Source organism: Nitrosomonas sp. Nm132, assembly GCF_900100485.1.
GTDB lineage: Bacteria > Pseudomonadota > Gammaproteobacteria > Burkholderiales > Nitrosomonadaceae > Nitrosomonas.
The window spans coordinates 81655-97200 of record NZ_FNDH01000006.1; the positions used below are offsets into that span (position 1 = coordinate 81655).

Consider the following 15546-nt stretch of genomic DNA (forward strand, 5'->3'; position numbering starts at 1 on the left):
GTAGCTAGATAATGCGGCAGAACCAGGAAAAAGTCTTCTCTGAACCGGAAACTAAATCCCAACAGGAACGCATCGAGCAAATCAGCCGCTGCGCTCAGACCGAACAGCCTGGCGGCCAGGCGGAAATGTTCGCCAACCGCTTACGCAAGAATCTGAAAAAACTGACCAAATGGGCCAAACAGAATCAGGTGCATTGCTACCGGCTGTATGATGCCGATCTGCCGGAATACGCGGTGGCAGTGGATGTTTATCAAGGCGAGCGAACCTGGGTCAACGTGCAGGAATACGAGCCGCCCAAAACGATCGATCCCGCCAAGGCCAATCAGCGGCTGGCCGGGGCGATAGCGGAAATAACCCAAGTGCTGGAAATCCCTGTTGAACAGGTGTTTTTAAAGATCCGCCGCAAACAGAAAAGCACCGATCAATACGAGAAACAAGGTGATTCCGGCCATTTCCATGTCGTTGAAGAAGGCGGCTGCAAGTTCTGGGTAAATTTCGAGGACTATCTGGACACCGGCCTGTTTCTCGACCATCGGCCGATGCGTTTGCTGATTCAGCAACAAGCCAAGGGCAAACGCTTTCTGAATTTATTCGCCTACACCGGCAGCGCCACGGTGCATGCAGCGATCGGCGGCGCGGTGTCCAGCGTCACGGTCGATATGTCCAACACTTATCTGGATTGGGCGCAACGGAATTTCACCCTCAACGGCATTCGCGGCGATCACCAACGGGTGCGCGCCAATTGCCTGCAATGGTTGATCGAGCAGGTCAATTTAAAACAAAAGCCGCAGTTCGATCTGATTTTTCTCGATCCTCCGACCTTTTCCAATTCCAAGAAAATGGACGAGGCCTTCGACATCCAAAACGACCACGTGCAACTGATCCGCAACGCCGCAGCCTTACTGGCGCCAGGTGGGATATTATATTTTTCAACGAACTTCCGCCGGTTCAAACTGGATAAAGAAGCGTTGGCGGATTTGATCATCGATGACATCAGCGCGGTAACGGTACCCGAGGATTTCGCCCGCGATGCCAAGATTCATTATTGCTGGAGAATTTCTTGGTGAGCGCATGCTTGCATATCATCAAAGGACTCAGGTGCAATGTGTTAACCCGAATATTTCATAAATTGGCACGTGCCCTCACTTGTCTTTTGATTAATAAGAAAGATTTTGCTCAGTCGGGTGTATGAGTCACTACACCCTTCCTTCTCAAAACTTCCCTATTAATCAAAATCCTGCGTTATCATCACGCGAATTTATGAAATATTCGGGTTAACTGAACGCGCCAGGTTTCACATCAGGAATTTAGCTGACAGTGATGTCGAAATCATTGCTTATGGCTCCCCGGAAGATCTACAAGAATTGATCGTACGCTGAGAAATTACGAACCGGTATGCAGTCCCGGTATGCCAATACGCTGTATCTGGATAGCATTGTTTCCTTCTTCATAAGCGAGCAATTTACCTTCTTTTTGCCAGAGACGAAACGCCAGGGAGTAGGATAATACCCGTATCGGATAATCGCGCGGCAGTGTTTGTAAATAAGGCTGAATGGTTGTGAAATTGGAAGCGCCGTATTGCTGCATGATAAAGCGCAGGCCTCCGTTAGCGGGACCGATATTGTAGGCTAATAAAGCCAAAAAGAGGTCATCTTTCATTTCGGCCAGGTAATGTTTAAATGTAGCCGCGGCGATAAAGGCATTGTGTCGGGAATTTTCCAGAGAGACTTTTTCGGTACCCAGCCGCTTAAGCGCCTGAGCCACGACCGTTTTCGGGACTTGGGTAATTTGGAATAAACCGCGTCCGCCGTCACTGCTGTCTCTCGGCATAAAAGACGATTCTGTGGCCGCAATACCCTGTAACAAATTGACATCGACATCAAAAGCAACGGCTGCGTCTTTGATGGCTTGCTGGTATTCCTGAGCCCGATTAACCATTTTTTGCAGCTGTGCTGGACCATGTCTGCGATAAGCTGCATAAACTTGATGCGCGATTGTCATACGCCCTGCTTCTTCCTTACCTCCAACCAGCGTACGGAAATTTCCGTAAGCCAGGGAGAACTCACCGTGGATAACGAGCCAGGTAATCAGCAAGGTAAATAATAGAGATAGTATCGGAGTCAATAATTCAGAATGAAGCTGCAGCCATTTTCTCAGTTTCCACCAGCCGATGAAAAAAATGAAAGTAACCAGTATCAATGCCAAAACGCCGATCGCGAACGGTAGCAAACTACCGAAGAAACTGGTGCCCGAGAACCGGTTCGCAGAATAGCCTAGCAGCACCATGATGACCAAAACCGCTGTAATGCTCAGGCTGAGAATTTCTATCCCTATCAGCAATAATTTCCGCTTGAATTCACCGGGTTGATATTTTTTGGGTCGTTTCGGGGATTCGCCTTTGCTGATACGCGCTGTCGGGCTATGCCTGCGCCTGGGTTTCGGCTTTACATTGTCTGGCTTAGAATTGCTGATATTAATCGTTTTATCCATTGGAATAAGGATCTAAATAGTTTAATAAATCAATGGAGTCTTAATGGATTAACAAACAGCTATCGCTATATTCAAAGTATTGACTGGATAATCATTTTCACGGGTAGAACATTCAGCTCTTCCCTCAGTAGAGAGGATAAATAAAATCATCACTCTGGAAAATTGGAAATAAATCGATTTTAATCGGAAAATTTACCATCAACTTGAATTAACGTGAGTTCAACGTAAGAAAAGCTGTAAAAGGAATCGGAATTCCTTATGATGAAACGATTTTGGGAAAGAGCTTCATCACTAGAAGAGTCAGACTCCGATGGATACTATAGCGATTTTTTGTGCGATTGACGACTTCTGCCAGGAGTGTGCGTCGTGGTGTCAATAACGGAGATGAAATTGTTCTCGGCGAATTCCATCAGGGCCCGCAGATAGAAATACAGTCTGCAATCAGGCCGGATATAAGACTGCAGCCGATTCCTTGCATCACTAAAACACCAAATATCTCTTGCCAGACCGGGATAATCAGGTAGACCTCAATAAGAGCTCTTATCCTCTGACACATTTATACAGCGATATGATTAAAATCTTCTCGCTGTTTAATCTTTTGGACTCTACAATAGCTAAAGCTCATCAAGTTTCAATCAATGCTCATTATGAATGACCAGCAACTCAATATTCGCATCAAACTTAATCAGATTTCACAATTACCAGAAGAACCCGAAAGCCCGGAAGAAACAGTCGATCAGGTAAAACCTCCATTCGATTGGCGAAAAATCTCTGCAGCAGCATTGTTACTTGCGGTGATACTGGGCGGAACCTTGTACGGATGGCTAGCTGAGGAAAATAGCACTTCAATTATAGAAGCTTTATCAGAAGATACTCATGCCGTTCATAATGACGGCTTAATCCCTGGCAAGAAGATTGAATCAGGGGATATATCAGTAAATAATGACAATGCAACTGCTGAGGTTCTTGCTACTACAGCAGGAACAACCCCTTTAGTCAAACCTACCCCCAAACCCATCATTGAAGCAACGACAAATCTGGGGCATAACATTATTCCCCCTAACAAGCCTGCAGCAGCCAAGTATAAAACACTCAACCAGACAACCAAGGAAAAACAAGCGTTCACAGATCGATCTCATGTTGTCAAAGCGCAGTTGACCAGCGCCATTCAACAGCGAGAGCCCACTGACAATATCGATCATGTCTGGCTTGATCGGGAAGCGAGTCAACCGATCTATTTTTTTCTACACCTGCGTGGATTAGAAGGAAAAGAAGCCAATATAAGCTGGTTTTACCAGGATAAAGAAATCGCAAAAATCCCGTTCATCATCAGCAATGATAATTGGCGTACGAATTCCAGCAAAATGCTGAGTAAACGCCAACTAGGCCAATGGCGAGTTGAAGTCCATGATCAATCTGGAAAATTACTTGTCAAACGATTTTTTACGGTAAGCCATCGCTCCGAGTAAAATAATATATGATCGACACCGATATCGAAAAGCCTGATGCTTTGAATATCACTCATCAACCAAGGTCAAAGTATGAGATTCTGCAGTAGTTGTAGTGCCGCAGTTGTGTTACATATACCAGAAGGTGATACCTTACCCCGTTTTGTTTGCTCTACCTGTCATACCATTCATTACCAGAACCCCAAAATGATCATTGGATGCATCCCTGAATGGAAAGACAAAATTTTATTGTGCCGCCGTGCAATTGCTCCTCGGCAAGGAAAGTGGACTGTCCCTGCGGGTTTTATGGAAAACAACGAAACATTAGCTCAGGCAGCTGCCCGTGAAACACTGGAAGAAGCCAATGCACGGGTAGAAATTGGCGATCTATATGCTGCATATAGCTTGCCCCATATCAGCCAGGTCTATCTTCTGTTTCGGGCTCGCTTGCTGGATATGGATTTCTCTCCCGGCATAGAGAGTTTGGAAGTCAAGCTTTTCGATGAGCATGAAATCCCGTGGGATGAAATGGCTTTCCGTGTCATCCATGATCCTCTGAAACGCTATCTGGAAGAACGCCGCCAAGGGAAAATCAGCTTCTATCTGAGCGCCATTGATCAACCCTCGCTCTAATTTTTTAATACTATAGGTTTCTTACAAGGTAGAAGAGGAGGTAACCAATAATGAGTGTTTTGTCAAAAGACAAATACTGCAGATGGATAGTCTTCTTAATAGGGGTGTTCTTGATTTTCTATACCATTCAAGGTATTGCATCTCAGGGAATAAGCACTTCAGCCGAATTACCTCCGCTTTCGGTTGCCTCTGATACCCATCAGCAAGACACAGTGATCGTATATTATAGAGAAACGTTAGGGGGCACGAGAGAAGCTCTGGAAAGTGCTTCTCTGACAATTTTCAGTGATGGCTACGTACAGGTCTATCGCCCGCCCTATATGAAACAGGCCGGTAGCTATGAGGCTTATCTGGAACCAAATGCCCTGGATAATTTATGGCATATGCTGACAGATAGAAAAATTCTGGAATTTGATTCCACGCTTGTTCGCAACAAGATACAAGAAGTAAAACAGCAGCAGAGAGCGCTGCTTGCCCCTGTTGAAAGTATTTCGGATGCACCCGCTACGCTTATCGAAATTTACCCCAATCGATATAAATCTTCTGAGATATTTGAACCGGGAGATTCAAATGCAAAAAAAAATATTTCCTGGCGTGGACTCAAATGGACTGCTGAGCATTTTTCCAGTATCGAGGAAATTCAGTACCTGATCTCGGCTCAGCAGCAACTCCAAGTGATTATGCAACGAACTGATCTTAAGAAATTAAATGAATGACTGACTGACAGCTAATATGTCATCATACAAATCTTGACAGTAGAGGCGAAGCCAGCCATTTACATTTAACCCGAATATTTCATAAATTGGCACGTGCCCTCACTTGTCTTTTGATTAATAAGAAAGATTTTGCTCAGTCGGGTGTATGAATCACTACACCCCTCCTTCTCAAAACTTCCCTATTAATCAAAATCCTGCGTGATCATCACGCGAATTTATGAAATATTCGGGTTAATTAATCAAGATGAAACGAACACGCTATCTGCTTGAATTTCTCAGGCCCACCCGGTTGCAACTAGCATTACTGCCACTGGTAATAAGTGTAGCTTCACCCTCTTTCTCGGGAATATTTGAGTTCGCTGGTGAAGAATATGGCGTCGATGTCATTACTCACCCCCCGGGCTATAGAGGCACGGGCACAATTCTGACTGTAACGGTTGGCATATCACCCTTATCCTCCCATGCTCAGGAAATGGTAATTCCTATCCAAAATATCATCAACACCTGGAATAACCTGATCCCTACGGTTGATAATATCGTCAATGAAGGTAGCAATGATTCACTCTTCCAGTTTGATTTTGAATCGGTCGCACTGCATGAATTGGGACACTGCATTGGTCTAGGACATCCCAATCTCGCTTCGGAATCAGGGTTGAATGGCTCGGACAGAAATTTTACTCACTCGACCCGGGGAGCTGATAATCAATTCAACCTTGATAGCGGTGCTGACGGTGTGATTGGTTCTGGAGACGATCTACGTGGCGACGACATTAATCTTCACTGGTTTCGTAAAAGTAACAACAACCCGTTTAGTATCGCGACAAAGGTGGACGTTACAACCTATAGCCGAGATCAATCTGATCTTCCACCTGGAAACACTTTTGCTGCAAATGCTGCCCGTAACGTCGGCGCATTATTCGATATTCCCAATACTGAAGCTGTCATGCAGCAGGGGGTTTTTGCTGGTGAAACACAACGAACATTAGCTGCAGATGATGTAGCTACTGCGCGACTGGCCATGAGCGGATTGGACAGATTGGCAGGCACAGCTGACGATTATTCGTTAAAGCTGGAATTTGTCGGGTCCACTGATAATGCAGATATTGTCTTTAGCTTCGATGACAATAGGGCATCCTTCTCAGTGTGTGAAATTAGCGCTGAGCCAATCAATCCGTCACATTTTGTAATTACTCGTGGGCGAATTTACTTTAACAGCAATATCTCATGGTTCTTTAATAATACATCCTCTCCCTTCCCTCCTCAGCGATCACTACCCGCTCCTACTATTTTTGCCAATCAAATCACTGATTCCCTAACCTTGACACAAAACGATACTGTGACACTTACTGTGTCACTCAATCCAGGCGTCTATGTAGGCAATCAGGTAGATTACTGGGTACGAGCGATTACCCCGATGGGGACATTCTGGTTAAATGATCGACTTGGATTTATCCAGTCAGACCAGCCTATTCGTGCACATGGTGGAGAATTAATTGCCATCAACCACTTTCCTATTTTAAATACTTCTGCAAGTGCGCTCCCTGCCGGCACTTACACCGTAACTTTTGCTGTTGATGACAATCTGGACGGTATTGTTAATGGCACTTTTAACAATACCGTTACCATTACCCTAACACCATAGCACACATCCTGTTTGGCTGATAATAGCTCTAGCCCGAATATTTCATAAATTCGCGTGATGATCACGCAGGATTTTGATTAATAGGGAAGTTTTGAGAAGGAGGGGTGTAGTGACTCATACACCCGACTGAGCAAAATCTTTCTTATTAATCAAAAGGCAAGTGAGGGCACGTGACAATTTATGAAATATTCGGGCTAGAGCCTGTTCACGATTATGTGAATATCGTAGACTCTGTGGATGAGGAAGAGATACCCAAGCGACAACGGTCTTTAAAAAATGTAGTTGGCGTGGCCCGTACAAAACAGGGGCGTAAATCCTCGACGAGCTTTTTGATCATCGACGCACAAAGTGTAAAAAACACGGATAGCGCTCATGTGCAGGGCTACGATGCAGGAAACAAAGTGTCAGGGATCAAGCGCCATATCGCGGTCGATACACAAGGACCTCCCCATGCAATTGCCGTCACAACTGCTGAGGTAACGGATCGTAAGGGCGCCTTCTTGCTGTCCATAGCGTGTCATTACCGTTGAGTCCAGATCCAGTATCAATCCATCAACGCTCTATCCACTTCTGCGAACTATCCAGCTTGTGGAGAATGGTTATTATAAGGTAATCAACCAAACAGAGCCGTTGTCAGCTAAACCTTGAAACTTACGAACGTACCGTGCCAAGCATCTATTTTCAATCTTAACTGGTTGGTCAGACGGTCGCAAACAAACTGCACTTTTCGGTATCTTCCAGCCTACGGCTTCCAGATCAGATTTAATCACATTCTTCCATCGCCCCTTCCAGCTCCAACCAGTTCTCTTCCAGCTCAGCAATTTTTTTTTCGAGCCCGGCACGAATATGGTTAAGTTGGTTGACTTCCTCCGGTGTGCGGTTCGTATAAGTAGCCGGATCAGCCAACTGGTGATGGATTGCAACTAACTCTGCCTGGGTACTGGACAATGTTGCTTCAAGTTTGGTTTGCCTAGAGAGAAGCATTTTTCTATTTGGCTTAGAAGTTTTTGACTGAATAACTTTTTCTGGCTTGAATTTAATAGCTTCGCGAGCGCGCTGATTCTCAAGCCAGTCCTTATAATCTTCCAGATCACCATCAAATAGTCGCACCTGACCATCCGCAACCAGCCATAATTCATCGGCCACTGCACGAATCAAACTACGGTCATGTGATACTAGTACTACACTGCCGGTATACTCTTCCAATGCTAGAATGAGTGCATCACGCATATCCAAATCAAGGTGATTGGTAGGCTCATCCAGCAACAGCAGGTGCGGTCGCTGCCAAGCTAGCAAAGCCAGTGCCAAGCGACTTTTCTCGCCGCCGGAAAAAGTCATCACCGGCCGATCCTCACTATCGGCAGCTAATCCAAATCGGCCCAGAAAGGTACGTAATGTCAACGCTGTTTCCTTGGGCGCCAGTTGCTGAAGATGCTGTAACGGTGTCATCGATCCATCCAGCTTTTCAAGCTGATGCTGAGCAAAATAGCCGATGCGGATATCTGGTGCGATTTCTACTCGCCCTACAGCAGGTTTAAGTTCAGCAACCAACAATTTGATCAGTGTTGATTTGCCAGCACCATTCGGTCCCATAAGTGCAATACGCATACCTACCCGCAAGAACAAATTGATGTGTTGGAATAGCATTTTTCCACCATAACCAAAACCCATATCTTCCACTTTCAACAATACATCAGGGCTGCGCTCGGGTGCATCAATCTGTAACTGGTAATGACCATCCTCCACATAAAGTGGCACGATACGTGTCAACCGCTCAAGGGCCTTAACCCGGCTTTGTGCCTGTTTTGCCTTGGTAGCCTTAGCTCGAAAGCGTCGCACAAAATCTTCCATATGGGCAATATGCTTCTGCTGTTGCTGGAAAGCCTGCGCCTGTTGCGCGATACGCTCAGCGCGCGCACGTTCAAAATCATCGTAATTGCCACTATAGCAATCAATGATCTGGTTATGAATGTGCGCAATGCGATTCACACAGGTATTAAGAAATTCACGGTCGTGCGAAACCACTATTAAACTCCCCGGATAACGAACCAGATATTGTTCAAGCCAGAGAATGGCTTCCAGATCAAGATGATTGGTTGGTTCATCTAAGAGCAGCAAATCAGCTCGATGCATTAATGCGCGCGCTAAATTCAGGCGCATTCGCCATCCACCTGAGAATTGATTGACAGAACGTTCCAAAGCATCATTTGAAAAACCTAATCTATCCAGTAATTGTGCTGCGCGCGCACGTGCCCCGTAACCATCGATCGCTTCATAGCGATGCTGCGCATCAAACCAGTCAGAATCATGCGCTTCACACGCCAGGATATGCTCTAGTTGACGTAACTCGATATCGCCATCCAGAACAAATTCCATTGCAGATTGATGAGAATTGATGATCTCCTGTTCAACAAAAGCAATCGTTTTACCGACCTGGAGAGTAATTTCGCCGCTATCAGAATGAATTTCTCCGCGTATTAATCGAAACAGCGTAGATTTTCCGCAGCCATTCCTGCCAACAAGACCTACACGTTGATTAGCAAATACCTGTAAATACGCATCCTGTAGAAGCGGCACCCCATTTTGTAAATAGGCAAGATTCTGAATATTAAGCATGAGTAATGATCAAAAATATTTGATGAGTTAAGAAATCTCTTGACATCATGAAATAATCCACATTTTCTTCTTAGAAGCTGTCATACATCGGCCAAACCCGCACCAACACACAACAAAATGATAAATAATTGATTAAGAAAGTATTTTTTTATGTTCAAAATTTAATCGAACCAGAAAATATGATTACAAATAACTATCTTAGCGTTAGTATTTACAAATTACCCACAAACTTATCCACAGAAATTGTGGACAAGTAATTTAAATAGTAAAAACCAAAGTTGAACGAAGTTCAAGACAGACGAGATAGGGAACGAGAAAACAAATCCAGTAAGTTTTCGATAAAACGAGCCTGCAAATTCTAGCGAAACTTCGTTTTTAGTAAAACCACATAGAGATATAAGATAGACAAGTATTGGAGTACCCTCTAACGCAGCAATTCACTTGCATAGGTGCGTATTCAAGGTTTTCCTAGTGAATACCTTGTCCCCTATCAGGGCATGATTGAGGCTTCCATCCGCTCTTCTGGCGCGCTTTGATTATCTGTTCTTTTATCCGAATACTCAGGTACCCATTTCGCCAAGGCCAGCCTGACCTCTTCATCATTTAGCGCAGGTTGTTCAGCAAACCAGACCATGAGCGCTGCGAGCCATTGCTCATCAACCTGATAAGACAGCGTAATGCGAAGTTTCTCATGCTGAGTTGGTAAAGCGCTTTCATTTTCTGTGACCAGTTCTTCATGCAGTTTTTCACCCGGGCGCAAGCCGGTATAGACAATCTTAATATCCTCTTCATTCAAGCCAGACAACCGAATCATATCTTTGGCCAGATCTATGATTTTGACAGGATCACCCATATCCATGACAAAAATTTCCCCCCCCCCCTTCACTCCGCCCATTGAGCCCGCTTGTAAAACCAATTGGGCTGCCTCCTGGATAGACATAAAGTACCGGGAAATCTTAGGGTGCGTCACAGTGATGGGTCCACCTTTTGCGATTTGCTCCCTAAATTTAGGAATCACGCTCCCTGCACTTCCTAACACATTGCCAAAACGCACAATGACAAAACAAGTCTTGGATGATGCAATATGCTTGTTCTCAGCACGCAATACTGATTGTTGTAGCGCCTGACAAACCATTTCAGCCAATCGCTTGCTGGCACCCATTACATTAGTAGGGTTGACGGCCTTGTCGGTAGAAATCAGTACAAATTTTTCTACAGCGTGTTCAATAGCCACTCTCGCCAACACATATGTTCCCATGACGTTATTCAGTATCGCCTGCCAGCTATTTTCATTTTCCATCAAAGGTACATGTTTATAGGCCGCAGCGTGGAATACTACCGTAGGTTGATATTTATCAAATACTTGCATTAGCCTTGCGCGATCCTTGACATCTCCGATTACAAAAGCCAAAGAAATATCCGGGAATCTGCTGAGAAATTCTTCCTGAATGGTATACAACGCAAATTCGTTTAATTCAAACAACACAAGCTGTCTGGGATTAAATGCCATGATTTGCCGACACAGTTCAGAGCCTATCGAACCACCCGCACCTGTGATAAGTATCGTCTCTCCGGCTAGCAGATCGTGTAATCCTTCGGTGTCGAGTATCACAGGTGCACGACCAAGCAAATCATCCAGACCAATATCGTGGATTTGCGAAACTGTCATTTTGCCACTTACAAGATCAGCATAGGATGGGATCGTTAGTGCTTTGACACCAATGTCTGCACACATTTCAAGCGCCCGGCGCCGCTCACTCTGGGAAGCCGCCGGCATGGCAATAATGACATGACCTACGCCTAATTTTTCTACCCATACAGGTAATTCACTGATCATTCCCAATACCCGGACACCATGCAGACGCATGCCTAATTTCTTGGGATTATCACCCAGCAGACCGACTACCCGCCAATCAGGACTGATATCCAAATCTTTTACTAGATTGATAGCAGTACTTCCTGTACCCAGCACAATCACCGAATTACGTTCAGAATTCTTTAAGCTGTAAAAACGCCGTTCTTTCCACGACCGATATAGAATGCGGCTCCCTCCCATGATCAGAAGCAATAGCAATGGTGCAAGGAATATTACGGCACGCGGCACCAAGGCAGACAGTTGCAGCATGAATATCACAAAGGGTACGATCACTGCGCCAAGTGCTACCGTCAGCAGAATTCGTTTTAAATCGGGTAAGCTGGCATAACGCCATAATCCGCGATACAAGCCAAACGAATAGAAGATAATTGCTTGAGTAGGGACAATCCAGATCAAATTTTCCTTGAGTGATGCTTGAAAATCAACCGGAATCTCAAAATTGAAGCGGAATAAATAAGCAAGCCACCATGCTACGATTATTGCAATAAAATCATGAATGAAAGCGATGAATGAACGTAGATGAAATTTATTTGCAATCATTCTGTTTATTAGTGGAGTAATGGCGCTGATACCAATCAAAAGCCAGCATTATAATCAAATAAATACATACCCACACCCCAGTCAACCAGCCCTGTACGATAAAATTATGCCTGCCAGCCCATACTGCACTCCCTCCAGCAAGCAGCATCAACATATATCCTAATAATGCCGTATTGCGGTGCCCAAACCCACTCTGCACAATTCGTTGGTAATAATGCTTACGATGTGCCTGCCAGATCTTTTCACCCTGGAAAAGCCGCTTTACCAGCGTCACGGTTGCATCGACTATAAAAGGTGAAAATACCAGTAAAGGGAGCCACAAAGACCATAACCCCTTAGCCCAGCCCAGCATGCCAAGCGCTGCCGCCAGAAACCCCAAAGGCACTGCCCCTACATCTCCCATGAATATTTGCGCTGGATAAAAATTGAATCGTAAAAAAGCCCCGGCGGAAGCCATAATACAAAAATTAATCATGGCAAACTCGGTATTGCCAGCAAGCAATGCGGCCATCCCATAATAACCAAAACCAATGAGCGCCATTCCTCCCGCAAGTCCATCAGAGCCATCCATGAAATTGTATAAATTGGACATCCAGACCATTGCCAGTCCAATTCCTACCACCACGCCCCAATGGTGAGCATCCAGTAAAAGCGTGACAGAAAAAAGCATGGCTACGATAATATGAACAAGCAAGCGCACCGGCACAGATAAACTCATCGCATCATCAATAAAAGAAATAAACGCAAGCAGCCCAAACCCTGTCCATAATGAGGGCGGCAATGATACAGAAAATAACAGCCATACCATCAATATCGACAGAACCAGACCGGCACCACCGGTTCGAGGAACAGGGATGCTATGTAACGAGCGTTTATTTGGAAAATCAAGCACCCTAAGCGCATTACCTTTCACCAACCAGGAGATGAGCAAATACGCTAACAAGAAAGATAATAAAGGCGCTGTTAAAAGTTGATAAGGAAATCCCGAGTTCATGGAGCAGGATTATCCCGGAAAAATAGATGATAGACGAGCAATACGCAGAATGATAATTCAATAAACTCTCATAGAATTTAAAAAGGAATGACAGCAATACTCCTCTGTCGCTTTGCTATCCGTTGCAACCACTCCTATCCAGCAGGAAAGAAAGTGGCTGCATAGTTTATGATTGTCGTTTCAATCGATACTCATAATATCATCGGATTAGCAGCATAGGTTTGATGAGCCGCTACTTCAGCAGCACCTCGTTCTACCTTCATCCCCATATCCGACAAAACTATTTCCAGGGCATTAAGGCAAAAAATGACATTCTCAACTCGGCTTGAATTACCCATCAAGCCGAAGCGCCAGATTTTTCCGGAAAAATCGCCTAGTCCAGCTCCAATTTCCAGACTGAAATCAGCCAGCAATCTGCGACGCACTTCCTTTTCATCCACGCCTACTGGCACATGCACGGCATTCAGTTGTGGCAAACGATAGGGTTCAGCGACCACATACTCGATACCCATCGTCTGAAAGCCCGCTTTCAGTGCCTTGTGGTTACGCAGGTGCCGTGCCCAGGAATGCTCCAACCCTTCTTCGTACAGCATCAATAAGGCTTCATGCAACCCATACAGTGCATTGGTAGGCGCTGTATGGTGATAGGTACGAGAAGATCCCCAGTAACCCAATAGCAGGTTGATATCCATAAACCAGCTTTGTACCTTGTGTTTACGGTTTTTGACCAGATTGACTACACGCTCGGAAAAACTCACCGGCGAAAGACCCGGTGGACAAGACAGGCATTTCTGGCTGCCGGAATAAACTGCGTCGATTCCCCATCCGTCGATATAAATAGGTGTTCCTCCCAGTGAAGTCACTGTATCCATAATCGTCAAGCAGTTATAGCGCTTAGCGAGCTCACTGAGGGTTTTGGCATCCGACTGCACGCCAGTTGAAGTCTCGGCATGAACAAATGCGACGATTTTCGTATCTGGATTCTTTTTTAAGGCATCTTCCACTTTCTGGGGATCAACCGGCTCTCCCCACTTGTCATCTACCACCACAGCTACACCGCCGTGACGCTCCACATTCTCGATCATCCGCCCGCCGAACACGCCATTGCGGCAAACAATCACCTTATCACCTGGTTCAATCATATTGACAAAGCACATTTCCATGCCCACTGAACCGGGGCCAGACACAGGAAACGTTAACAGATTAGCTGTCTGAAATGCATAACGCATCAGACTTTTTAACTCCTCCATCATGTCCGTGAATACCGGATCCAGATGACCCAAGGTGGGACGCGCCATCGCGGACAGCACGCGGGAATGGGTATCGGACGGCCCAGGGCCCATCAAAACACGTTGGGGTGGATAAAAGATCGAAATTTTCTTCTCTGGACGAAAGTCTTGAATGGCCATTGATATTCCTAAAATATAAAAGTGTGAAACGATATTCTTAAAATTATTAAGCTGGGGATTCTATCAAGTGATCAGACATTTGACTATACTCGGTCCCAGAAAATAACTTTAGAATCAACCGAGTTTTATCGCTTATAAATTTCTGTTAGCTTTTGATTAAATAAGTAGATGTTTCCTGGCTAAGTGACTGCATAAGGAATAGATAGAGATGAATAATTAAGATCTTAACCCAAGGAGCCACGCACTTCATTGACCATTCTGGTCAGCTTAGCCACGTCCAGTACATGCCAGTGGCGACCATTGCACATAATCAGATTTTTTCGCTTTAATTCCTTAATTGTACGGCTCACCTCTTCCCGACTCGTACTAACAAGGCAAGCCAGTTCAGAATGGGTCGGCGCAGGTGAAATAAGTGCAGCATTAGGCGATACCATCTTTTCTCTCGCCATACGCAATAACTCAGAGTAGATACGGTCGCACACATCCAGTGAGCTGAAATCATAAACACGCTCAGTAAGGCGACGCACCTGGCTTGTCAATCGCTTCAGAATAGCCGTGCAGAAAGCAGGATTGATGTGAATCAGCTGCAAGAAAGCCTGGGCAGGTATGAATGCTAGCAAGGTATCCGTTTTTGCGATAGCGGTTGCAGAGCGTGGCAAACCATCAATAGCCGTCAGTTCACCAAACATCTCGCCTGCCGGCAAATCACACAGAATCACTTCATCCCCTGAGACCGCATAATAATTAATCCGGATCGCCCCTTTCAGGATAAAAAAGACACTATTCGTATGGTCGTGATAGCGAACAATCTCTTCACCGGCAACATGGTGCTGTTGATGACAAGATTGAGCGGTTTTTTCCAGATCAAGCGATGAGAAGTCATGGAATTCCTTGATATTTCTGAACAAAGCAACGAAAGATTGATCGGCTGAATGCATCGTAATAGGTGAGATTAAAGATTTCAGAAATACTAATGATCCTGCTAAATAAAGTTTCAATTATTACCCAGATTAAAAGAGTAAATTTACTTCATAAACAACATTAATAACATCACAAGTAACAATTCCAAACTTTGCTTGGAGATCAACCAAGAAATTTAGTTGGAACTAAGCAAAGCTGCCCCTGTTGGCTTATAACAAATACTCCCCCCACAAATATATGATAGGGTTTCATAAAGATAAT

The 15546-nt window shown here is 44.9% G+C and carries 11 protein-coding genes and 1 pseudogene; 6 read left to right on the forward strand and 6 right to left on the reverse strand.

Going from position 1 to position 15546, the window contains the following annotated elements:
- The first annotated feature begins 11 nt into the window (after positions 1 to 11).
- Complete coding sequence (gene rlmKL / locus BLP80_RS04030; protein ID WP_256324942.1) at positions 12 to 1067, forward strand: bifunctional 23S rRNA (guanine(2069)-N(7))-methyltransferase RlmK/23S rRNA (guanine(2445)-N(2))-methyltransferase RlmL; 1056 nt, start codon at positions 12 to 14, stop codon at positions 1065 to 1067.
- A gap of 316 nt (positions 1068 to 1383) precedes the next feature.
- Here rlmKL and BLP80_RS04035 read toward each other — a convergent pair whose 3' ends face one another.
- Entirely contained in the window at positions 1384 to 2490 is a 1107-nt protein-coding gene (locus BLP80_RS04035) for a transglycosylase SLT domain-containing protein (RefSeq protein WP_090540392.1), read from the reverse strand.
- Between the two features lie 647 nt (positions 2491 to 3137).
- Here BLP80_RS04035 and BLP80_RS04040 point away from each other — a divergent pair.
- The 5 genes and pseudogenes from BLP80_RS04040 to BLP80_RS04060 all read left to right on the forward strand — a co-directional run.
- Positions 3138 to 3959, forward strand: coding sequence for a DUF2914 domain-containing protein (locus BLP80_RS04040; RefSeq protein WP_176754262.1), 822 nt, complete (start codon positions 3138 to 3140; stop codon positions 3957 to 3959).
- 72 nt (positions 3960 to 4031) lie between these two features.
- Positions 4032 to 4571 (forward strand): NUDIX hydrolase, encoded by a 540-nt coding sequence (locus BLP80_RS04045; protein ID WP_090540396.1) that lies wholly within the window; start codon positions 4032 to 4034, stop codon positions 4569 to 4571.
- A gap of 50 nt (positions 4572 to 4621) precedes the next feature.
- Positions 4622 to 5287, forward strand: coding sequence for a hypothetical protein (locus BLP80_RS04050; RefSeq protein WP_143002223.1), 666 nt, complete (start codon positions 4622 to 4624; stop codon positions 5285 to 5287).
- Between the two features lie 244 nt (positions 5288 to 5531).
- Entirely contained in the window at positions 5532 to 6929 is a 1398-nt protein-coding gene (locus tag BLP80_RS04055; protein WP_090540400.1) for a hypothetical protein, read from the forward strand.
- Positions 6930 to 7132: 203 nt separating this feature from the next.
- Positions 7133 to 7426, forward strand: a pseudogene (locus BLP80_RS04060) (transposase); the annotation flags it as partial.
- Positions 7427 to 7691: 265 nt separating this feature from the next.
- Here the strand turns inward: BLP80_RS04060 and BLP80_RS04065 are convergent.
- The 5 genes from BLP80_RS04065 to BLP80_RS04085 all read right to left on the reverse strand — a co-directional run bounded on the left by BLP80_RS04065 (position 7692) and on the right by BLP80_RS04085 (position 15362).
- On the reverse strand, positions 7692 to 9545 hold the full coding sequence (locus tag BLP80_RS04065; RefSeq protein ID WP_090540402.1) for an ABC-F family ATP-binding cassette domain-containing protein: 1854 nt from the start codon (positions 9543 to 9545) through the stop codon (positions 7692 to 7694).
- Positions 9546 to 10035: 490 nt separating this feature from the next.
- Entirely contained in the window at positions 10036 to 11961 is a 1926-nt protein-coding gene (locus BLP80_RS04070; protein ID WP_090540404.1) for a polysaccharide biosynthesis protein, read from the reverse strand.
- A complete protein-coding gene (locus BLP80_RS04075) occupies positions 11948 to 12955 on the reverse strand; it encodes an MraY family glycosyltransferase (RefSeq protein WP_090540406.1) in 1008 nt (335 codons plus the stop codon). The genes BLP80_RS04070 and BLP80_RS04075 overlap by 14 nt, the downstream gene beginning before the upstream one ends.
- A 191-nt stretch (positions 12956 to 13146) precedes the next feature.
- Positions 13147 to 14364 (reverse strand): pyridoxal-phosphate-dependent aminotransferase family protein, encoded by a 1218-nt coding sequence (locus BLP80_RS04080; protein WP_090540408.1) that lies wholly within the window; start codon positions 14362 to 14364, stop codon positions 13147 to 13149.
- 224 nt (positions 14365 to 14588) lie between these two features.
- Positions 14589 to 15362 carry a Crp/Fnr family transcriptional regulator gene (locus BLP80_RS04085; protein ID WP_256324943.1) on the reverse strand — a complete coding sequence of 258 codons (774 nt, stop codon included), beginning with the start codon at positions 15360 to 15362 and terminating at the stop codon, positions 14589 to 14591.
- Between the last annotated feature and the right edge of the window lie 184 nt (positions 15363 to 15546).

Bases quoted from the DNA above. Each gene is read 5' to 3' on its own strand.
- rlmKL (WP_256324942.1), top strand. From the start codon at position 12: ATGCGGCAGAACCAGGAAAAAGTCTTCTCTGAACCGGAAACTAAATCC.
- BLP80_RS04035 (WP_090540392.1), bottom strand. From the start codon at position 2,490: ATGGATAAAACGATTAATATCAGCAATTCTAAGCCAGACAATGTAAAG.
- BLP80_RS04040 (WP_176754262.1), top strand. From the start codon at position 3,138: ATGAATGACCAGCAACTCAATATTCGCATCAAACTTAATCAGATTTCA.
- BLP80_RS04045 (WP_090540396.1), top strand. From the start codon at position 4,032: ATGAGATTCTGCAGTAGTTGTAGTGCCGCAGTTGTGTTACATATACCA.
- BLP80_RS04050 (WP_143002223.1), top strand. From the start codon at position 4,622: ATGAGTGTTTTGTCAAAAGACAAATACTGCAGATGGATAGTCTTCTTA.
- BLP80_RS04055 (WP_090540400.1), top strand. From the start codon at position 5,532: ATGAAACGAACACGCTATCTGCTTGAATTTCTCAGGCCCACCCGGTTG.
- BLP80_RS04065 (WP_090540402.1), bottom strand. From the start codon at position 9,545: ATGCTTAATATTCAGAATCTTGCCTATTTACAAAATGGGGTGCCGCTT.
- BLP80_RS04070 (WP_090540404.1), bottom strand. From the start codon at position 11,961: ATGATTGCAAATAAATTTCATCTACGTTCATTCATCGCTTTCATTCAT.
- BLP80_RS04075 (WP_090540406.1), bottom strand. From the start codon at position 12,955: ATGAACTCGGGATTTCCTTATCAACTTTTAACAGCGCCTTTATTATCT.
- BLP80_RS04080 (WP_090540408.1), bottom strand. From the start codon at position 14,364: ATGGCCATTCAAGACTTTCGTCCAGAGAAGAAAATTTCGATCTTTTAT.